Origin of the sequence: Paenibacillus sp. YN15, assembly GCF_003285005.1 — a bacterium.
Lineage (GTDB): Bacteria > Bacillota > Bacilli > Paenibacillales > NBRC-103111 > Paenibacillus_AR.
The window spans coordinates 41594-63363 of record NZ_QMFA01000015.1 but is presented as its reverse complement, the minus strand read 5'-3'; the positions used below and the strand labels follow the sequence as shown (position 1 = coordinate 63363).

Annotated in this window: 14 protein-coding genes; 5 read left to right on the top strand and 9 right to left on the bottom strand. The window is 58.7% G+C overall.

Annotated features, from left to right (window positions below; translation table 11 throughout):
- Window positions 1-33: 33 nt before the first annotated feature.
- From DQG13_RS13960 to DQG13_RS13950, 3 genes are all read right to left on the bottom strand, one after another.
- On the bottom strand, window positions 34-999 hold the full coding sequence (locus DQG13_RS13960; RefSeq protein WP_113020386.1) for a carbohydrate ABC transporter permease: 966 nt from the start codon (window positions 997-999) through the stop codon (window positions 34-36).
- Window positions 1000-1014: 15 nt separating this feature from the next.
- Complete coding sequence (locus DQG13_RS13955) at window positions 1015-2505, bottom strand: ABC transporter substrate-binding protein (RefSeq protein ID WP_113020385.1); 1491 nt, start codon at window positions 2503-2505, stop codon at window positions 1015-1017.
- 193 nt (window positions 2506-2698) lie between these two features.
- Window positions 2699-4183 (bottom strand): response regulator transcription factor, encoded by a 1485-nt coding sequence (locus DQG13_RS13950; RefSeq protein ID WP_181592747.1) that lies wholly within the window; start codon window positions 4181-4183, stop codon window positions 2699-2701.
- An 89-nt stretch (window positions 4184-4272) separates the two neighbouring features.
- Between DQG13_RS13950 and DQG13_RS13945 the strand changes: the two genes are divergently transcribed.
- Window positions 4273-6087, top strand: a complete 1815-nt coding sequence (locus DQG13_RS13945) for a sensor histidine kinase (RefSeq protein ID WP_113020383.1) — start codon at window positions 4273-4275, stop codon at window positions 6085-6087.
- Between the two features lie 70 nt (window positions 6088-6157).
- Here DQG13_RS13945 and DQG13_RS13940 read toward each other — a convergent pair whose 3' ends face one another.
- Window positions 6158-7330: an aminotransferase-like domain-containing protein gene (locus DQG13_RS13940; protein ID WP_113020382.1), complete on the bottom strand. Its 1173-nt coding sequence runs from the start codon at window positions 7328-7330 to the stop codon at window positions 6158-6160.
- Window positions 7331-7895: 565 nt separating this feature from the next.
- Between DQG13_RS13940 and DQG13_RS13935 the strand changes: the two genes are divergently transcribed.
- The gene (locus tag DQG13_RS13935) at window positions 7896-13835 is read left to right on the top strand and encodes an S-layer homology domain-containing protein (RefSeq protein WP_113020381.1); all 5940 of its coding nucleotides are present in this window, start codon (window positions 7896-7898) and stop codon (window positions 13833-13835) included.
- Window positions 13836-13948: 113 nt separating this feature from the next.
- Window positions 13949-15037, top strand: a complete 1089-nt coding sequence (locus DQG13_RS13930) for a Gfo/Idh/MocA family protein (RefSeq protein WP_113020380.1) — start codon at window positions 13949-13951, stop codon at window positions 15035-15037.
- Window positions 15038-15146: 109 nt separating this feature from the next.
- On the opposite strand, the gene DQG13_RS13925 is transcribed toward DQG13_RS13930, so the two are convergent.
- A complete protein-coding gene (locus DQG13_RS13925; protein ID WP_113020379.1) occupies window positions 15147-15602 on the bottom strand; it encodes a hypothetical protein in 456 nt (151 codons plus the stop codon).
- Window positions 15603-15727: 125 nt separating this feature from the next.
- Window positions 15728-16189 (bottom strand): GNAT family N-acetyltransferase, encoded by a 462-nt coding sequence (locus DQG13_RS13920; RefSeq protein WP_113020378.1) that lies wholly within the window; start codon window positions 16187-16189, stop codon window positions 15728-15730.
- A gap of 268 nt (window positions 16190-16457) precedes the next feature.
- Here DQG13_RS13920 and DQG13_RS30780 point away from each other — a divergent pair, with 268 nt between their 5' ends.
- Entirely contained in the window at window positions 16458-16601 is a 144-nt protein-coding gene (locus DQG13_RS30780) for a hypothetical protein (protein ID WP_181592746.1), read from the top strand.
- 156 nt (window positions 16602-16757) lie between these two features.
- Entirely contained in the window at window positions 16758-18602 is a 1845-nt protein-coding gene (gene asnB / locus DQG13_RS13915; protein WP_113020377.1) for an asparagine synthase (glutamine-hydrolyzing), read from the top strand.
- Between the two features lie 283 nt (window positions 18603-18885).
- Here asnB and DQG13_RS13910 read toward each other — a convergent pair whose 3' ends face one another.
- The 3 genes from DQG13_RS13910 to DQG13_RS13900 all read right to left on the bottom strand — a co-directional run bounded on the left by DQG13_RS13910 (window position 18886) and on the right by DQG13_RS13900 (window position 21666).
- Window positions 18886-19518: an XTP/dITP diphosphatase gene (locus tag DQG13_RS13910; protein ID WP_113020376.1), complete on the bottom strand. Its 633-nt coding sequence runs from the start codon at window positions 19516-19518 to the stop codon at window positions 18886-18888.
- Window positions 19519-19524: 6 nt separating this feature from the next.
- A complete protein-coding gene (gene rph / locus DQG13_RS13905) occupies window positions 19525-20277 on the bottom strand; it encodes a ribonuclease PH (RefSeq protein WP_113020375.1) in 753 nt (250 codons plus the stop codon).
- Window positions 20278-20403: 126 nt separating this feature from the next.
- Window positions 20404-21666, bottom strand: coding sequence for a hypothetical protein (locus DQG13_RS13900; protein WP_113020374.1), 1263 nt, complete (start codon window positions 21664-21666; stop codon window positions 20404-20406).
- Window positions 21667-21770: the final 104 nt, after the last annotated feature.

Genomic DNA, 21770 nt, shown 5'->3' with positions numbered 1-21770 from the left:
CTTTCTTTTTTTCTTCACTGTCCTGCAATACCTCTATACGCCCCTTCTCCGCGCCGCCCGCACAATCCACGAAAGCGCCAGGGTCAGCAGGAAAACCGTCAGCCCGAACACAATCCCCGCTGCGGAGGCAAAGCCGATCTGGGGGAAGCCGCTGGTGTTAAAAGCGTAATTATAGATATAAAGATCCACCGTTTCCGTGGCAAAATAAGGGCCGCCGCCGGTCAGTGTTTTTACCAGGTCGAACACATGCATGCTGTTCACCACCGCCAGCAGCAGAATGACGGCGCCTACGGGAGCCAGCAGCGGCAGCGTAATGTAGCGGAAGGTCTGCCAGGGTCCGGCCCCGTCGGCCCTGGCCGCCTCGAAGGCATCCTTGGGCAGGGACTGCAGCCCGGCCAGCCAGTATACCATCATCATGCCGAAGAATTTCCATGAGCCGATCAGAATCAGCACCGCCATGGCCGTGCCGGACTGGCCCAGCCAGGGTACGGGCCGGTCAATCAGCCCCAGCCGGAGCAGCACTCCGTTCACCAGGGCATCCTCATTGCCGAAAATAAACTTCATGATAATCCCCACTGTGGAGGTGGTGGTGACCACCGGAAGAAAATAGAGGGTCCGGTAGAACACCTTCCCCTTGAACCGCGCCTGATTCAGCACCAGCGCCAGAAGCAGGGTAGAGGGCAGGAGCAGGGCCGTTTGAGCTGCAATATAGACCAGGCTGTTGCCCAGAGCGTTCCAGAAGGGGGCCTCCTTCAGCAATCTGATGAAATTGGCCGCTCCCACGAAATTTTCCAAAGGCCCGATGCCGCTCCATTCATAAAGCGCGTATACGTAGCTCATCACAATGGGATACACCGTGAATACGAAGAAGAATACCAGCTGGGGCAGCAGAAAAAGATACGCCCACAGATAGCGTCTCCTTCTGCGCCTCAGGACTCCGGCGGTGGCCGAAGCGGCCGGAAGCCCCCTGGAGGGGGCATAGGGCATGCGGATGGACATATCAGTTTCCTCCGTTTATTGCGCCAATTCCTTGTATTTGTCCGTGGAGTAGGGAGTGAAGGGTGTCCAATTGGGGAACCGGTAGTCTCCGGCATCAATCTTCCCGCCGGATTGCTTCACCTTGTCCAGGGATTCCTGCAGCCCCTTGTTGTAGCCTGTGGACAGCTTGGCCAGCTCCGCCTTTACGTCCTTGATTTGCCCGGCCAGATATCCCTCCAGAATTTTGCCCACCGTTTCCTTGGGCTTCCTGCCGTTCAGCTCCGTATTCACCTGCACCGCCGCCGGATTCCGGGTATAGGGATGGGGCGACAGAATGAAGGTCTGGTTCTGGATCGCCTGGGCCTGGACAAATTGCGGATTATCCACCTTCACCGATTGATTGTGCTCCACAATAGGCGAGCCCTCAATCCCCATCTCAAGCTGCTTCACGTAGTAGCGGTCCATATAGAACTTCAGGAACAGCTTAACCTCCTCGTAATGCTTGGTGTTTTTGCTCACGTGGATGGTGGCCTTGGTCTCCCCTTGGAAGGCGTAATATTGGGGATTGCCGTTTTTGGTGGGCAGGGGCGCAACGCCAAATTCATTGAACTTGTTGTTCTGCTGCAGCTCCGAGGACAGGAAGGTGCCGTCGATGACAAAAGCGGCCTTGCCCCCGGCAAACAGGCTGGAGGCTTCCCGGTAGTCGATGACCAGACTGTTGGGATGCAGCACCTTATCATCCTGCAGCTTCTTCAGATATTCGATGGTTTCCACATAACCCGGAGAATCAAATTCATATTGGCCGGTCTTCAGATTAAAGCCGTCATTGGGCACCACCTCCGGCTTGATGGCGGTTGCCATCTGTCCGATGTAGCCGGTAGCCAGCCAATCCGTCTTGATCCCCAGAATCAGCGGATACACATCGTTTGCCGACTGCCTGATTTTTTCGCCGACGGCCTGCAGCTCCTCCCAGCTTTTGGGCACATCCTGCTCCGTCAGACCGGCCTTGGCCAGGACGTTTTTATTGTAATAGAGCACATGGGCATAACGGCGCGGGGTAAAATGAGGCAAGGCATAAATGCTTCCGTCCAGGGTAGTGAAGCCCTCCGTCCAGGTGCCTTCATAGAACTCGTCCTTTTTGCCGCCTTCAAAGGCATCGTCAATCGGGCGGATCAAATCCAGACGCTTCAACTGATCCACCGGCACCGCATTGCTGTTGGCAAAAATATCGGGCAAATCATTGCTGGCGGCTGCCGCCTGAAGCTGCGCCCCGTATTGGGAGGAGGCAATGGACGGCATCTCGATGCGGATATAGGGATACTGCTCGGAGAACTCCTTGACCATTTGCTCCAGCGCCTGCTGGGATTCGGGCCACCGGTGCCAGAACTTGAGGGTGACCGTCTCCTTGTTTCCCGCACTCTGCGCTGTACTGTCTGCCGGTGCAGGGTTGCTCCCGTTGGAGGAGCAGCCGGCCAGTGTGCCGATAGCCACGGCGGATGCCAGAAGGGCTGCGGTGATTTTGTTCATGATTCATCTCTCCCTGGATAAAAAAGTAGTGGGGATGGCCCATGCTCTCCGGTTATCCGGTGGATAATGGTGATTATGCCAATGAAAATACTTGGTTTTGATAATAAAAAACTGGCTGCCATGTATAACATCCACTATAGCTTTTTCAGAGGGAAAAAACAGCGGGAAATTTTTAGCCTGATTGTCGAAAAATTTAGCCCTCCCGATGGCGGGCCTTGCGGAACTCGCCGGGCGTCTGCCCAAATTCCGCCTTGAACAGCCGGTTGAAATGCCGCAGATCGGCATATCCGGCTTGGGCGGCCACTGAGGCTACCGGTTCGCCGGTTTCCAGGAGAAGGGTTTTGGCCCGCTCCAGCCTGCGGCTGATGAGGAAGCGCACGAAATTAACGCCTGTGCGGCGCTTGAACAGGCGGCTTAGGGTCACGGGATGAAGGCCGATGGCCTGGGCGGCGGATTCCAGGGTAAGCCCGGCATTGGCCGGGGAATCCATCAGGGAGAGAGCCTGCCGGAACCATCTGTCCCCGTTGTCGCCGCTGCCGCCTCCCTCCGCCCCGCCGTCCCGTTCCCGAGCGGCGCAGCCCTCCAGAAGGCCGCGGACTTGCCGCCGCAGCTCGTCCCAGGTGGAGACGGACTCCACCCACCCGGTCCAGCCGCCGGAGGCGGCGGGCGCAGCCGTTCGTTTGCCCAGCCCCTCCGCAAGCCCGGACGGCTCCAAGAGAGCCAGAAGCTCGGCGCATTCCCGCCGGGCCTCCTCCGGAGACAGCAGCTCCGCCTGGGCGCTCCATGCGGTGAACAGCTCCGCCAGCTCCCGGCCGTCCGTTCCTGCTGCTCCGGCAAGCCGCTTGCGAAGCGCGGCGGCCTTGCCCGCAGCTCCTGGGATCAGGCCGGAGGACGGGGAGGCCGCCCCTCCGAAGAAGCGGCTGCGCCTCCAGGAGGCCTGCTCCTTTGCCCACACCCGGGCGGCATCCCTGCCTTCGTGGAATACGGCCCCAAGAGCGTCGCGGCCCGCCTCCTCAATCCGGATGATTTCCCTGCCCGCGCGCACGCTTGCGATAAGTCCGTCTGAGCCGGGGACAGCCATGCCCGGCGGCTCGGAGGCCCGCCCCTGGGGCTGCTCCTCCGCGTCCGGTGCCGCTGCCGGTTGCCCCGCCGCCGTTGCCGCCGCTTCCGCTTCTGCATAACGGACCCGCTTGGCCACCCTTGTGTCGTACCACAAACCCGCCATATGGGGGTTGATGTCCACCTGCACACCGGACCGGCCGCCTTCCTCCATGCAGCCGTATAGCCAGAGCAGCTCCTCCCGCAGGCGGGCGGCCAGCCCCTCCGCTACCCTCAGCACCACCCCGTTCAGCTCCTCCCGGTCCACCGGCTTAAGCAGATAGTCCATGGCGCCCAGATGAATCGCCTCCTTGGCGTAAGCAAAATCGCTGTAGCCCGTCAGCATCGCCACCTGGATGCCCGGCTCCCTCCGCTTCACCGCCTTCAACAGCGACAGGCCGTCCATTTCCGGCATGCGGATATCCAGAATGGCAAGCTCCGGGCGTACAGCCAGGATACCCTCCAAGGCCCCGCTGCCAAAGCCAACGTCAAACACCTCCGCCTTGACTCCGCTGCCGTTGAGCTTGGCGATAATGCTGCGCCGCACCTCCTGCTCGTCATCCGCCACACAAATTTTCATCTCCGTCCCCTCCTCCCGCCAGTACATTCGTTGTATAATGTACAGTAAACCTATCGGATATTAAATAAATCATACGGGAGGATGCCGTTATGCGCAACCCCTTCACCGCTTTCCGGCCCTCGCTGAAGCTGAAGCTGCTGGCGGTGCTGGCCGCCATTTCCATTATTCCGGTAGCCCTGGCCAGCCAGGCCTGGTACCGCGTCATGCTGCGCTCCAGCATCGCCCATTCGGAGAACATTTCCTCGCAATACGCCCGGTTTGTGGCCGGCAACATCACGGCCTACCTGAAAAGCGTCAGCCAGGCTCTGGACCCGCTGCTGACGGACCCCAGCTTCCAGCATTACCTCCAGGTGCCCAAGGAGGAGATTGTCACCCAGGCCGGGCTGGCTCTCCAGTTCCGCCCCCAGCTCCAATCCCTGCTGAAGGCCTACCCGGAGCTGCTGGGGGTATTGTATATGGACTCCAGAGGCAAGGTGATGCACGAGTCCTATCAAAAAAGCATCGACTACGCCTATGACTTTCAGGCGGACAGCCTGTTCGGCCGGCTGGGCTCGGTCCGTCTCCCGGTGCTGAGCAGCATGTTCTCCACAGCCTACATGCTGGGAGCGCCGGAGAACGGGATGGCCCTGACCCGGCCGGTAAACAGCCTGCTTACCGGGCGGACGGAGGCGTGGCTGTTGGTGGAAATCCGCGCGGAATATTTGCGCCGGCTGCTGACCCCGCCCCGGGATGGGGAAGGCCGCCTGCTGCTGTACCATACCGGCTCGGGGGCGGCCATCCTGGATGACGTAGACGGTCCGCCCTTAAGCGGAGAGCTGCGCCGGGCGGTGGCCAAAGCGGCGGCGGGCGGCAAGGAGCAGACCTTTACGGAAGGGGACCTGGGCTATGAGCTGGCCGTCCAGGACCTGGCCTTCGGGGATTGGCGGCTGGTTCTGGTTACGCCGCTGGAGGAATTGACCCGGGGCGTCCGGGAATCCCAGCGCTGGACCCTGGTGATTGCCGGACTCAGCCTGCTGGCGGGCGCCATTATCGCCTTCCCGGTGATGGGGCTGGTGACCCGTCCCCTAACCCTGCTCACCAGAAGCATGAGAACCGTGGCAACCAAGGGTTACCAGCCCTTGAACATCACGGCGGGACAGGACGAAATCGGTTATCTGATCCGCTCCTACAACGGCATGCTGGCGGATCTGGAGCAGATGAAGCATGAGGTTTATGAAGCCCAATTAAGGGAAAAGGAACGGGAACTGCTCCAGCTTCAGGCGCAGATCAACCCCCATTTTTTATTCAATACGCTGGAAACCATCGATTCCTATGCCGGACGGGATAACAGCGCCGCAGTAGGGGATATGGTGCAAAGCGTCGCCCGGATGATGCGGTACAATGTCCGGCAGGACGGCGGCTGGGCCACTCTGGGGGAGGAGCTGGCCTACATCCGGCATTTCCTCAATATCCACAGGTACCGCAACGGAACGGAGGTCGCCTGCCCCATAGAGGTGGAGCCGGAGCTGTTGGGGATGCCGGTGATGAAGCTGTCCATTCAGCCCTTTGTGGAGAACGCGCTGAAATACGGCTGGAGCCCCCGCATGAAGCCCGGAGAATTTGCCCTGCATCTCTCCGCCGCCAGGGAATCGGGGAAGCTGCGGATCATAGTGGACAATAACGGGGAGCCGATGAGCAGGGAAGTGCTGGACAAGCTGGAGCTGCTTGTGGCCGGGGACGGGGTCAGCGGGGATGATTTTTTCGCGTCCCATACGGGGATTCATAATGTGTTCCGCCGTCTTTATCTGGCCTACGGCAGCAGCGCCCGCCTCAGCTTCAGCGCAGGCGGCGGGGGAAAGGGAACCCGGGTGGAGCTGCTTTTGCCGCTGCATGAAGGAAGCCGGATGGCGGGGCAACAAACATGAATAAAGCAAGAATGCCCCGATATTTGACCGGGTCAAATTCGGGGCTTCCCTTATGGACTGCCGGGTTTCCTTATACGCCCGCCAGGATTTCGATTCCCTTGCGGATCTGCTCGTCCGAGGGTGTGGAGTAGTTAAGCCGGAAGGCGTTGCAGGGTTCGTCCTCCCGGATCAGGAAGGCATTGCCGGGAACTACTGCTACGCCTTGGGCGGCGGCTTTTTTGCAATAGTCGATCATGGAGATTTCCGGCGGCAGCATGCACCACAGGAACAGCCCGCCTTCCGGCACGGTGTAGGTGATGGCCGGGTTGAAGTGCTCCTTGATGCTGTCCAGCATCAGGCTGCTTTTGCGCCGGTACACCTCGCGGATGAGGGAGATATGGCTGTCATAGTCATACTCCGTCAGGAACTTGTAGGCCAGAAGCTGCGGCAGCATGGCGGTGTGGACATCCTCACCCTGCTTGGCCACCACCATTTTGTTCATGACGGTGGAGGGAGCCAGCACAAAGCCCACCCGCAAACCGGCGGAGAGAATCTTGGAGAAGGAGCCGACGTAGATCACCAGCCCGTCCTCGTCCATGGACTTCAGGGTGGGCAGGTCCTCACCCCGGAAGCGCAGCTCGCCGTAGGGGTTGTCCTCCAGAATCATCACCCCGTATTGCTTGGCCAGGGCGTAGATGGCCTTGCGTTTCTCCAGACTGGTGGTGATGCCCGTGGGGTTCTGGAAGCTGGGGATCAGATAGATCAGCTTCACGTTGGGCTCCGTCTTTAACGCATGCTCCAGGGCCTCGAGGTTGAGGCCGTCCTCCTCCATGGGCACGCCGGCCAGCCGGGCGCCCAGAGAGCGGAAGCAGTTCAGCGCGCCGATGAAGCTGGGGCTTTCGCAGATGATGGTGTCGCCTTCGTTGCACAGCACCTTGCACGCCAGCTCAATCCCCTGCTGGGCGCCGGAAACCACGAACAGGCTGTCGGACTCCCGCTCCGGCCCAAGGCTGGCGGCAAACCGTTGGCGGATGGTCTGGCGCAGCGGGGTATAACCTTCGGACAAGCCGTATTGCAGGGCGGCCACAGGGTCCTTTTCCAGGATCGCCTGGGTAAAGGAGCGGATGGCCTCTACGGGGAAGGTCTCCGCCGCAGGATTGCCTGCGGAGAAGGGAATGATGCCCTTGCCCTCGCTGGCCTTGAGAATCTCCCGGATAATGGAAGGCTGCAGCCCCGAGATGCGGTTTGAAAAGGAATAATCCATGGATGTCGTTCCTCCTTATGTCATCATTCTTTCCATCATACCGTATTTTGGCCGCGGCGTTAATACCCTCGCATTCCCTGCCCGTTACCTGCTTGCCCCGGCGGCCCGGACAGGGAATCCGTTATTTTGCCGAAATAGGCGCTTCTGAGGATTTCGCGGACACACGGTACGTTATTTCCTCAGCAAACCGCCCAAACCCGTTCTTTTCCATGACATAACGGATTCTGTGTCCGTCCCGATGGTAAAATCTCATTTTTGAGCCCAATAAAGGATCGTCTGTCCGTTTAAGCAGCCCATTCCGCATCTCTCCTGAGGATATATGCTGCACATCCCAGGTTATCTGCGGGTTATCCTCATGCTATTCTCGCACATTATCCTCCTCATATTCCCAAATGCGCAGATTTCCCCTGAACAAGTGGGCTGAGGATTATAGGCAATCCGGCCGCACATTGCGGATAATGGCCCTGGAGGCATAGCCGCCAGGCTTGTCCGCTCCGCGGTTGGAGCGGCGGCTCCTTGCGCCATGCCCGCGACTGCCATTTTATGCATGAGGGAGGAAAAGGAATTGCAATTTTTGTGGAATGGAAGAAAACGTGCGCTAAAGCAGACCGTTATCTACGCCATGCTGATGTCGCTTCTCTTCAGCCTGCTGCCCCCGGCCGCTTATGCCAGTGAGCCGCAGACGGGGCAAAGCGTCAGCTCACCCGCCTATCTGGTGAACGATACCTTCGAGGACGGTGTGCTGCCGCCGGAGTATGCCGTTGTCTCTCCCGGCAAACCGGAGGTTAACGGTGAAAAATCCGAGGTAAAGGTTGCGCCGATTCCCGCAGGGAATGCAGGAGAGTTTGCAAACAGCTCTTCCTATGCCTTAAACGTCAACAGCCTTGGAGAAGGGGATGTGAATTTTACACGCGCCTTCGAAGAGCAAGCCGGGGATTTCGTCGTGGAGGCCGACTTCATGTATCCCAAGGAAAGCGGCAACAGCTCCTTGTTTGAACTGGGCAGCTCCGACAATCCGACGAAGCCTGCTTTTGTTATCAGTGTCCGCAAGCCCAAGGAACCGGCCAATGCGGATACTGCCAACTACACCCTGGTCTACCGTAAATCGAATGCGGATTACGCTTTGGTTCAACCTGCCTTCAAAGCTGCCGGAGGTTATAAAGACCAATGGCATCATATCCGTCTCGCTGTAAAAACGGCAGAGAAAACGGCAGCCGTATTTATCGACGGCGTGAGAATAGAGGAATTTGCATTTACCAATCCGGTCACTTCCATTAATCAGCTTCAATCTAAAATTAATGGCACAGGAAAAGGCGGCTTCTGGCTGGATAACCTCCAAATCTACACCTCGCCAACAGGCGGCGGAGGGGATGGCGGAGACCTGGACGCCCCTGCGGCCCTGAATGGCTACGTAAACGAGGTTAACGGCGCGCCTGCCGTATGGCTCGGCTGGGAAGCCGTCACCGGCGCGGTTTATTACAACGTCAAGCGCAGCGACACCCGGGAGGGCCCATACAGCACCCTGCAATCCGTGGCCCAATCCGTGTATTCGGTGATGGACAACTCTGTTGCCGCCGGAAAAACCTACTTCTACACCGTAACTGCCAGCACCCATAATGTGGCGGCCGGAGCAACAGGAGGCGTCGAATCTGCTCCCTCCGCTGTATTCGAGATTACTGCGGCCCTGCCGGACAGCGGCATCGCCGTAAACATCCCCGCCTTCCCCGGCGCAGAGGGCGGCGGCAAATATGTCACCGGCGGACGGGGCGGCGAGGTCTATATCGTTGATACCCTGGCCGACTACACCAAGAACGAAACGGCCATTCCCGGCTCCCTGCGGGATGCGGTGAGCAAGGACAACCGCATGATTATTTTCCGCGTGGGCGGCACCATTCATCTGAAGGAGTCCCTGAACATTGCCGGCTCCAACCTGACCATTGCCGGGCAAACCGCGCCGGGAGAAGGCATTACCGTCAGCGATTATACCACCAACATCAACGCCGACAACATTGCCATCCGGTATGTGCGCTTCCGGCTTACGGACCGTTATGCCAGCGAGGATGACTCCTTGGGCTCCCGCTACCACAAGAACATTATCATCGACCATTGCTCCTTCAGTTGGGCGGTGGATGAGGTAGTCAGCCTCTACGACAATGTGAACACCACTGTCCAATGGTCCATTTCGTCGGAAAGCATGCTCATGACCACCCACCAGAAGGGCAGACATGGCTACGGCGGCATTTGGGGCGGCAAAAACTCCACCTACCACCACAACCTGATTGCCAACAGCACCAGCCGCAATCCCCGGTTTCCCACGGATAAGCGGGAATTTGACTCGGTGGATATGGCCAACAACGTCATTTACAACTGGGGCATGGCTTCCACCTACGGCGGCGGCGAAGGCGACTATAATATGCGGGACAATTATTACAAATACGGTCCCAGCACCTATTACAGCGTCCGCAGCCAGCTGTTCAGCGAAGCGGGAACCACCAATTACGACACCAACATGTACATTGGCGGCAACTATATGGACGGCTCTTCGTCCGTCACCCAGGATAACTGGAAGGGTGTCCTGAAGATCATTGACCCCACCGTTAAGCATGACACTCCCTTCGAAATCCGCGGGGAATATGACAACGGCGTGGCTCCCGAAAACTACGGCATCTACCAGTCCGTTCCGGCGCTGACTGCCTATGACCAGGTTCTGGCGGATGTAGGCGCGACGCTGCCCAGACGGGACGCCATCGACGCCCGGATTGTGAACGAGGTGAAAACCCGGACCGGCTACCACATCAACTCGCCCAAAGAGGTAGGCTGGCTCTACGAGGATTACACCGCAGTCCATTCCGATGTGGTGGATACGGACAAGGACGGCATTCCCGACAGCTGGGAAACAGAGCATGGTCTCGATCCCCGGAACGCCTCCGACCGCAACAAAACCAATCTGGCCGCAGCCGACAGCTTCGCCTCCATCGGCATTGTGCCCGGCTATACCAATCTGGAGGTTTATCTGGCCTGGTTGGTTGAGGACCTGAAGCAAGGAAGCAAGCATGTGGACAATCCCCGGGCTGCACTGCAATTGACCGACAGCCTGAACAACACACTGGGCAACAACACCATTGCCGAAACCGGCAGCAGCCTTACCCTGACGGCAACCGCTGAAGCAGGCGTAGGCAAAACCATCAGCAAGGTAGAGTTCCTTATCGACAGCCAGCTGGTGGGAACGGCAGCCTCGGCCCCCTACACCTGGCAATGGAGCAGTATCCCGGAGGGCACCCATTATCTGGTGGCCAAAGCTACCGACAGCGCCGGGCTGGCGACCCATTCCGGCAATCTGGCGGTTCATGTAAACACCTCCACCGCTACAGGCGTTTGGAGCTCCGCAGATATCGGCGGTTCTGCCTCCGGTTACATTCCGGGACATCTTGAGGTGAAGGGCGACGGCGGCATAACCCTGAAGTCTGCCGGAGACATCGGCGGCAAAGCCGACAGCTTCCATTTTGCCTATCAGGAGCTGACCGGCAACAGCGAAATCCTCGCCCGGATCGACCATATTACTGCTACGGATGACAATGCCGAAGCCGGTGTGATGATCCGCGAGTCCCTGGAGCCGGGTTCCAAAATGGCGTTAATGGCTATAGCCTATGTGAAATACGGCAAACAAGGCGTGATGCTGGTCCGCAATGAAACCGGCGGAAACACCCAGCGCATTGAGAATGAAGTATTTGTATCCACGCCCCACTGGGTCAGACTGGTCCGGTTCGGCAATCAGGTGACAGGCCTGCTTTCCGAGGATGGAGTGAGCAACTGGCGGAAAATCGGCACCGTGACTCTGGAGCTGCCCAACGACAAGCCGATTTATGTGGGACTTGCCGCAGACGCCTCCAAGCCGGATGACGATGTGTGGAAATACAATGCCTCTTCCTTCGGGCAAGCGGCCATCCATGCCCTGCCGGATGATTATCCGGTGGCTCCCGGAGGCTTGAAGACCTCCATTGATGAGGGCGACAATGAAATCAAGGTATCCTGGGACGCGGCGGAAAACGCCCACACCTATACCGTCAAGCGCGGGGATACCCCGGGCGGTCCGTACAAGGTGATCCAAACCGGCATTGCCGATACCTTCTTCACCGATTCCGGGCTGGTTGCCGGGAAAACCTACTACTATGTGGTGTCCGCCACCAACAAGGCCGGCGAGCAGGGTTTTGACTCCTCCGAGGTCAAAGGCACACCTACCGGTCCTGCGGAAAATATTTTCTATGTGGACGATAATTTCGAGGAAGAGGACATCGATGCCACACCGGCGGCTTATGTGCCCAGCCTGCCCAATAATGGCGGCTTTGAGGCCGTCAAGGTTGTCACGATGGAAAAGGACGGCAACCCGGACAACAAGGTTCTGCTTGTTGCCGACCAGGGAGCCAATTCGGATGAAATGCTGCAAAGCGTAAGCTTTTTCCGCCAGTTTGAATCCCTGAAGAATACGGTGGTCATCGAAGCGGACTACATGCTTCCGGAAGCAAGCGGCAACGCCGTCCTCATGCAGATCAAGAGCAGGGATGACAGCAAACGGGCCTTCTCCATCGGCATGCGCAAGCCGACTCTGCCTGCCGATGCCAATAAGAACGACATCACCCTTGTGTATGACAACGGCTCCTCCAGCTTTTATGCGCTGATGGATGTGCCGTTTGCCAGCTTCAAGAATCAATGGTTCCATATCCGGTTGAAAATGAATGTGGCCGAGGGCTATGTGACCGCCTACGTCAACGGCAAGGAAATCGCCACCTTTACAGACTACAAGGACATGGAGAACTTCAAGAACCTGGGCATCGGGCGGATATATTCCGCTACCCCGGGGGGCGGATCGGGAACGTATTACATCGATAATCTAAAAGTATATGTGGAGCCCATTGCCCATCCTACCGGGCTGGAGGCTGTGGCTGGCGACGGGGTGGTAAACCTGAGCTGGACCGCCTCGGAAAAGGCCGAGACCTACACGGTTCTGCGCAGCGCCAAGGAGGAAGGGCCGTTTACGCCCGTCGAGTCCACTGAGGCTCAGGCCAACCCGGTTGCGGCTTCGGAAACCCAATTTGCCGACGGAACAGTGGTCAACGGCGCAGCCTACTATTATGTGGTTATCGCCCAGAACCAGCAGGGCACATCGGGGTATTCCAACGTTGTGAGCGCAAAGCCAGCTGCTGCGGATAACGGCAGCGATGACGGAAACAGCGGAAACACCGGCAGCACCGGTGGCGGCAGTCCCGCTCCCTCCGCTCCTGACCAGCCTGCCGACCAGATTGTGTTGGGCAAGGACGCTGTCCAACTGCGGGAGGAGCAAACCGCCGATGGCGCTAAGCTGCAAGCCGCAGCCGTGGATGCAGCCAAGCTGGCGGATGCCCTGAAAAAGGCCGCAGCCGAAAAATCCGGCCGGGTCACACTGGATCTCAGCGCTTCAACCGGCGCAGCGGCAGTGCGTGCGGAGCTTCCGTTATCCGCCTTTGCCCAAGCGGGCAGCGCCGAACTGGTGATCAAAACCGGGCTGGCGGAAGTGAAGCTCCCGGCCCAGCTGATTCTGTCCCAGCTGAAGGATCAAGCGGCAGGCACTCTGCTGGCGAATCTTGCATCCGGAAGCGCGCAGCTTCAGGAAAAAGCTGCGCAAGCGGCCAAGCAGATGGGCTATCAGCTGTCAGCGCAGCCTGTGGCCGTATCCCTGGCTGTGGAAGCCGACGGCAAGAAGCAGGAGCTGGCGCTGAAGAATGGCTATGCTTCCCTGACATTGACCTACAACGGGCTGTTGGGCGGCGCTGCGGCTGCAGGCGTCAAAATTGATCCCGTTACCGGAGAAGCAAGCTTTGCCCCTGCCATTATTGAAACATCAGGGGGCATTACCCGGGTGACCGTGCTGCATGGTGGTGAGGGGATTTACACTATTGCCCAAATCTCCAAAATCTTCGCGGACACAGCGGGACATTGGGCCAAGCAGGATATTGAGCTGCTTGCCTCCAAGCTCCTGATCCAGGGAACCGATGCCAACCGCTACTCCCCGGATCAAGCCATTACACGGGCAGAGTTCGCCGCCCTTCTGGTCCGTTCGCTGGGCTTGCAGGCTTCCGGTCAAGCAGCCTCCTTCACGGATGTTGCCGCTGCCGACTGGTACGCGCAAGCGGTAGCCGCAGCCGCAGAGGCAGGTCTGATCGAAGGCCTGGACAACGGCGAATTCCGCCCGGACGCCACCATTTCCCGGGAGGAAATGGCTGTTATGGCGGCACGGGCAGCCCGCTATGCGGGGATGAATACCACCGCCTCCGCTCCGGCGGCAGGCTATGGCTATGCCGACAGCTCCGCCGTCAGCGGTTGGGCCCAAGCCTCCATGGCATGGGCCACGGAGAACGGCATTATCCAGGGAACCGGGGATCAGCTTCTGGCTCCCCAGGCTTCGGCCACACGGGCGCAGTCCGCAACCATCCTGAAGCGGATGCTGCAAACCATCGGCTTTATCAACTGATTCTGCGCTTGAATGAACAGGCAGAGGGGACCGGCTTCCCCTCCTGCCTGTTTTTGCTTGACGGCTTCTCTCATGCCATACTGGTACCAGGAATACTAAAGGAGGCAATCAGGATGAAACAGATACAATTTGCCATTATCGGAGGCGCAGGCTTCCGGGCCCAGGCCTACCTGCGGATCGCCCGCGCCCTGCCCCGCCATTTCCGCGTAACCGGACTGGTGGTCCGTCAGGCGGAAAAGGGACAAGCCATGGAGGTGGAATGGGGCATTCCCTCCTATCGGACCCTGGAGGAGCTGCTGGCTCACGGGCGTCCGGATTTTATTGTGGTATCCGCCGGCAAGGACGCCGCGGCGGAGATTCTGCCCGACCTGGCGGAGCGGGGGATTCCGGCGCTGCTGGAGACGCCTCCCGCCTCCGATCTGGCAGGACTCCGCCGCGTGCATGAAGAGCTGACCCTGCGGGGAGCCCTGGTTCAGGTGGCGGAGCAATACCACCTGTCTCCCCACCATGCGGCCAGGCTGGCTCTTATCGGTGAAGGCAGGCTGGGAAGGGTGACGGAGGCCACCGTTTCCATTTCCCAGTTTTACCATGCCATCAGCGTGATGCGAAAATATTTGGGCATCCAATATGAGGACGCAGAAGTGACGGGCATGCGGTTCCTGTCTCCGCAGATTGCCGGACCTGGGCGGGAGGGCGTTCCCCAGGAGGAGAAGCGGGTGCAGCAGCCACGGGACCTGGTCTGGTTCCATTTTGGCGACAGGCTGGGCATTTACGACTTTACCAAGGACCAGCACCGCTCCTGGATTCGCTCCAACCATGTTTCGGTGCGGGGAGAACGGGGCGAAATCTTCGACCGGCAGCTGAATCTGCTGGCCGATTACCAGACGCCGCTGCATCTGGAGCTCAAGCGGGTAAACCGGGGCGAGGAGGAAAATCTGGAGGGGTATTTTCTCGAAGGGATTCTTGCCGGGGAGCGCTACGCCTACCGGAACCCCTATACCCCGGCCCGGCTGCTGGACGATGAGCTGGCCATTGCCGGATGCCTGACCCGGATGGCCGAATATGCCGCCGGTGGCAAAAGCTTCTACAGCCTGGCCGAAGCCTGCCAGGATACGTACCTGGGCTTCGCAGCCGAGGAAGCCATCCGCACCGGCAAAACCCTGCGGACAGAGCCGCAGCCGTGGGCCGAACCGTCCGCCTAACGGCGCTGATCCATCAGCCATCGCGGCCGCCGCATTTCCGCACACATTCCAAAAAAGCAGGCCAACACTCCCAACCACGGGAGCGGGCCTGCTTTTTTAGCAAACACATCTATTCCACCGGACCGTCGGGACCGTCCAGCACATCCACCACGCCGACGGCAATGGCGCCTACCGCCGCCGTGTAAACCAGCCCCTTGACGCCGTGCTTCAGCAGGTCCTTATCCTTGTCGGCGATCCCCTTCGCCACATTGCCTGCATTCTCCGCCATATCGGTGAGGACATGGCCGGTGCCTTTCACCGTGGCGGTGACGGCTGCGCCGATATCCTGCATCCCTTCCTGGCGCTGCGTCTCATCCCGGGTTAACAGTCCTGCCGCCGTATCCCAGGTGCCGCTGGCCAGATTCCCCACGGTGCGCCCGGCGAACCGGCTGGTCCGCTCCACACCGTCGCCGATTTCCTTGACGAAATTGCTGCCGGTCAGCTCCCCCACCACCCGGACGGTGCCGCCCAGAACCAGCCCGGTCAGCTCTCCGGCTGCATTGCCGATCCCTTTTAACAAACGCATACGCGCTTCCTCCTCTATAGCCATCGGTGCCGCAGTTTGGTCCTCGCACCGGCAATCTTTTATCCAAGTATACGCGGCAGCCTGCAAAAGCGTTTCACGTGAGCGGGCAGCGGCGCGCCCGAACGCTACAAATATTTTTTCATGGTGATGTCCGTGGCCTGATAACCCGATTTTTCATACAGCCGCAAAGCCCGTTGGTTATGCCCGAACACATGGAGCCCCACCGACTTGGCCCCCAGCTCCTTCGCCTTCTGTTCCATGGCAGCCATGGTGGCTTTGCCCAGCCCCCGGCCGCGCCACTCCTCGTACAAGCTGATTTCGTAGAGAAACGCCTCCTGCTTGCCCTGATCCACATACAGCCAGATAAACCCGATTGGGACGCCGCTCTCCTCCTCAATCATGTACAGGTATTGATCCTTGGTGGCAAGCCCCTCCGGCAGCAGCCGAAGAATGGCCTCCCGGGACAAGTGCGGAGCTTCCTCCGCCCTCCAGACCCCTGCCTCCACCTTCTCCTTGGCATAATCGGGAATCAAATAATCAAGAAACGCCTGCAGCTCTTCCTCATTCATAGGCTTCAGCCTGACCATCTCCACGCACCTCTTTCACTTTAGTTTCTAGGGCGTGTCTGACAACCCGCTTGAGGGCATCTTTTACCGCCTTTTCGCCCCATGCTTCGTTACTTCCGCTTGACGTACCCCCGGTACGCCTTCACGAAAGTGCCTTGCCTGGAACGAAAATTCTGCAAAATCTGCTCCCCTCGGAGTTATCACACACGCCCTAAGCCGCTTTATTCATAATTGTTCCATATTGACGCATACTAAACCGGTGATCCTGCCGCTTAGGAGGTGAAATGCCATGGCCAGCAACGCTGTACGGGAGGAAGCCCGCAAGATTCAGGAAGCCTCCAGCAAGCTCCAGCACATGTCCACCGAAAGCGATATTGGGAATGAGCTGGAAAAAATCCGTCAATACTGCACCGCCATCGAGGCCCGCATTTAGCGGCGGCCTTGCCCGTCCCATCATCTGACCGAAGCCCCGAAGCCGGATCTCACCCCTGGCTGCCGGGGCTTTTCTCTTCGGGCGGGACACGCAACTAAGCCCACCCCACCGCATAGAGTATAGAATCATGTTTGTTTGAGAAAGGGTGAGGCAACCGTGTGCGGAATTACCGGATGGCTGAATTGGCAAAAAAATCTTACGCAATTTCCCAATGTGCTGGAGGCCATGACGGAGACGCTGGCTCCCCGGGGACCCGATGCGGCCGGTTCTTGGATTAACCATCACTGCGCCTTGGGCCACAGGCGGCTTTCCGTCATGGACCCGGCCAATGGCGCGCAGCCCATGGTGCGGGTTTTTGGCGAGGATACCTATTCCATCGTATATAACGGCGAGCTGTATAATGCCCCCGAGCTAAAAAAAGAGCTGGAGGGGCGCGGCCATGTTTTTCGGACCACCTGCGATACGGAGGTGCTCCTGGTTGCGTTTATTGAATGGGGCCGGGGATGTGTGGACCGGCTCAACGGGATTTTTGCCTTTGCCGTATGGAGCGACAAGGACGATGCGCTGTATCTGGTACGGGACCGGCTGGGGGTAAAGCCGCTGTTTTACGCCTACCGGGACGGGGAGCTGCTGTTCGGCTCCGAGCCCAAGGCGATTTTGGCCCATCCGGATTTTAAGGCGGAGGTGGATCAGGAGGGCATCTCCGAAATCTTCGCCATCGGCCCCGCCCGGACCCCCGGACACGGGGTATACAAGGGAATGGCCGAGCTTAAGCCGGGGCACTGCATGGTGGCAGACAAGAGTGGCCTCTCCATCCGGGCCTACTGGACCTTGGAGAGCAAGCCCCATGAGGAGAATGTGGAGGAAACGGCGGAAAAAATCCGCGGGCTGCTCAAGGATACCCTGGAGCGCCAGCTGATCTCCGACGTGCCCGTCTGCACCCTGCTGTCCGGCGGCCTGGATTCCAGCGCCCTGACGGCACTTGCCTCCACCTATTACGCCTCCACCGGGCAGGGGGTGGTGCCCACCTATTCGGTGGATTACGTGGACAATGACAAGAACTTCAAGTCCAGTGTCTTCCAGCCCAATGCCGATGCCCCCTGGATCAAACGGATGAGCGAGCATCTGGGAACCATCCATCACCCGGTGGAGTTTGACACCCCTGAGCTGGTCGATTCCCTGCGCGCCGCGGTCATTGCCCGGGATATGCCGGGGATGGCAGATGTGGACGGCTCGCTCTTGCTCTTTTGCCGGGAAATCAAAAAAGGCGCCACTGTGGCGATTTCCGGGGAGGCCGCAGACGAAATCTTCGGCGGGTATCCCTGGTTTCACCGTCAGGACGCCTTGGAGGCGGACACCTTTCCGTGGGCGCTGAAGGTGAAGGAGCGCACCTCGGTGCTGTCCTCCGAAGCCGCTGCCTTCATAAACCCGGAGGTCTATGCGAAGAACCGGTACCAGCAGGCCTTGGCCGAGGTGCCCCACCTTCAGGGCGAGGACGAAAAGCAGCGCAGAATGCGGGAAATCTCCTATCTCAATGTGACCCGCTTTATGCCCACGCTGCTGGACCGCAAGGACCGGATGAGCATGGCCTGCGGCCTGGAGGTGCGGGTGCCCTATTGCGACCACCGGCTGGTGCAGTATGTATGGAATATCCCCTGGGAGATCAAAACCGCCGGGGACCGGGAGAAGGGCATCCTGCGCAAGGCGCTCCAGGGCATTCTGCCCGACGATGTGCTGTTCCGCAAAAAAAGCCCCTACCCCAAAACCCACAACCCCAACTACATGAACGCGGTCCGCACGGAGCTGCGGGAAATTCTCCATGACCCGTCCTCGCCGCTTTTACCTTTGGTGAATGTGGCAGGGTTGAAGGAAATGACGAAGCCCGACAGCCCCAGCTCGGATTTCCCCTGGTTCGGCCAGCTGATGACGGGCCCTCAATTGTTCGCTTTCCTGATTCAGGCGGATCATTGGCTGCGCACCTACAAGATTTCCATTGTGTGAGTCGGCGGAGAGATAGCGATCAACAAATGTTCGCTATTGAGTCGCAACAGGCATTTTTCGGCTAATAGCGATCAACAAATGTTCGCTATCCCCTTAATCAAAGGCCCTTGCTCCGCCAAAAACGGAAATAGCACACATTGTTTGCCGCTTACATCCCTTTATGGAGCTTTCATATGCGAAATAAGATACATTGTTTGCCGCTTACACGCTGGAGATGCCCCTCATGATGGAAACCAAGCCAATTGCCCCATAAGCGCCGCATTCCACAATTAGGAAACTAAAATTAATAAACCAGCTCAATCAGCTGCCGGAGCGCCTTGCCCCGGTGGCTGATTTTGTTTTTCTCGTCGAGGGTCAGCTCGGCCATGGTCCTGCCGAACTCCGGCAAATAAAAGTACGGGTCATACCCGAAGCCGTTATGCCCCCGGGCCTCCCCCAGGATATAGCCCGGACAGCGGCCCTCGAAGCGGGCATGCTGCTTGCGGGCGGGATCGGCCAGGACGATGCAGCAAACAAACTCGGCTGCGCTCCACACAGGCGGATGCCCCACGGGCAGCTTGTCGGAGGGGAAGGTCAGCGCAAGCGACAGCTCCCGCAGCAGCTTGGCGTTGTTGTCGGCATCGTTGGCATCCTCCCCAGCATACCGGGCCGAGTATACCCCCGGCTTGCCGTCCAGCGCCTCCACCTCCAGGCCGGAATCGTCGGCAATGACGGGGACCTGCAAAAGCTCAGCCACATAGTGGGCTTTGATCAGGGCATTTTCATAAAAGGTGCTGCCCGTCTCCTCAATTTCGGGAATCCCCTCGTAGTCGTTCAGACTGTGAATCTGGAAGCCTCTTTTGCCAAACAGTTCTTCCATTTCCTTGACCTTGCCCTTGTTGCGGGTGGCGATGACCACCACCTGTTGCCTGTTCATGGGCTCCTAACACCTCCCTTTGTTTGCGCCGATCAGCTCCGCCACCGGGCCCAGCGCTTCCTTCTGCAGCTCGATCATCCGGTAGACGCCCTGCTCGCCCAGACCCAGAAGCCGGTCCAGCTCCTCCCGGGAAAAAGGCGCCTCTTCGCCGGTGCCCTGCAGCTCCACGAATTTGCCGGAGCCGGTCATCACCACGTTCATGTCCACCTTGGCCGAGGAATCCTCCTCATATTTCAGGTCCAGCATCGGTACTCCGGAAACTACGCCGACACTCACCGAAGCAAGAAAATCCCGAACGGGAAATACGCTCATCGGCTTCTCCTTGCACAGCTTGTGAATGGCCAGCGTCATGGCCACAAACGCCCCTGTAATGGAGGTGGTTCTGGTGCCCCCGTCCGCCTGGATGACATCGCAGTCCAGGGTAATGGTCCGCTCTCCCAGCTTCTCCAGATCCACTACCGAGCGCAGCGCCCGGCCGATAAGCCGCTGGATTTCCATGGTCCGGCCGGACAGCTTGCCTTTCACCGACTCCCGCTGGTTGCGGGTTTGGGTGGCCCGCGGCAGCATGGCATACTCCGCCGTGATCCAGCCCTTTCCCTGCCCCTTCATAAAAGGCGGCACCCGCTCCTCCAGAGTTGCCGTACACAGTACCTTGGTATCCCCTACTTCAATCCATACGGAGCCCTCCGCATGTTTGCTGTAAGGGGTAATAATATTTACCTGGCGGAGTTCGTCCGGCTGTCTTCCGTCTATGCGCATTCGATTATTCCTCCTGTAGTGGCGTTGCCCTGTCTTATCAAGCATACGCGTAATTGCCAATTGCTGTATCGACAAACACAAGTATACCTCATTTTAACAAAGGTTACGCCAGGTTGCACCACAGGATTACGGGTTCATCACCCACTTGTGGCCTATCCAGGTGGAAATATAGTACCAGCGTGTGCCGCCGGGGGAATCCCACACCCGCTCCGGGGTAACCTGCTGCCGGGTGAACACCAGAATCTCCTGGGGATTCTTCACCGCCCCCGGATACGGGTAATCCGTAGTGATAGTGGACTCGGAAATCTCAATGGGCTGCGTATATTCCTTTACTCCCAGCTCCCGGTCATGGTCCATGTCTCCAGTGATGCTGTAGGCAATCTCTGCGGACGGGTTCACCCATCGGCCCTCGCCGTTTACAAGCACCATCACCCAATCCCGGTGTTTGCCGATGGCTTGCAGCTCCTGGGGCGGCTCCTTCTGATCATCCGGTCGGAATGCACTGTAAGGGGTATCCTGCAGCCGAAAAGGAACCGGTATATGCAGTGTTTCGCTTACCTTTTCCACTCCTTCCACTCCCAAGCCGTACCGGCTGTCTTGCGCAATCCAGCGTTCACCCAGGGGAGTGTCAATTTTGTACCAAACTGCAGCAGGAGCCATACGTGCGTACTGCATGTACTTGGCCAAAGGCATCACCACCTGGGGCTGTATCTTCGGCTCATTTTCCAACGGCTGCTCATAGGGGTACAGATAAACCGGAGTTTCCCGGGAAACGGGGATGGCTCCCAGCGTCTCCACACCTCTGTATTTCTCCGCGTAATGGAAAGGCTTGATCCACATATCCCCCAGCCAGGAGGTATGGATCAAATAATAAGAATCCGAATTGTAGCAGGGGGTATACGGCTCGCAGGCAATAATGGACGCAACGGCCTGCACCTGTTGGGGAGCCAATGAATAGGGAGACGGCTTTCCAGGGGCATCAAACAGCACCGTCTCCTGCAGCAGATTCAGCGTCTCCTCTTTCGCTTCCAGCTTATTGAACTGGTAGGCCCCTTCCTTCAGATTGACCCATACGGGACCAAGCCAGGTATCCACCTCCACCTTCACCATGGCGGATAGGGAGAGCAGCTTATCCCGTTCGATGGGCGCCAGCTTTACAGACTGAAGCGGACTAAGGGCGCCCACAGCCTGATCCGGCCGGGTCTCCGGGCCCGAATACAGCGTAAACGAATCCACCAGGGTTACATAGGGCATTTGCTCCGGCGTCGCCATAACGGCTTCGGACGGCGGGGAATCGGCCCAAGCCGGGCTGCTCCCGGCTCCGGCTCCAAACAGGACAGCCAGAGTCAGCAGGGCGGCGGCTCCTTGGGTATGCCATTTATTTTTCAATGCGAAACATCTCCCTTCTCTACATAAATAAAAGACGTGTGCAAGTGGATAAAGTTGCTGCGGAGCCCACATTTCTCCACCCGAAGGGCAATTGGTTATTGGCA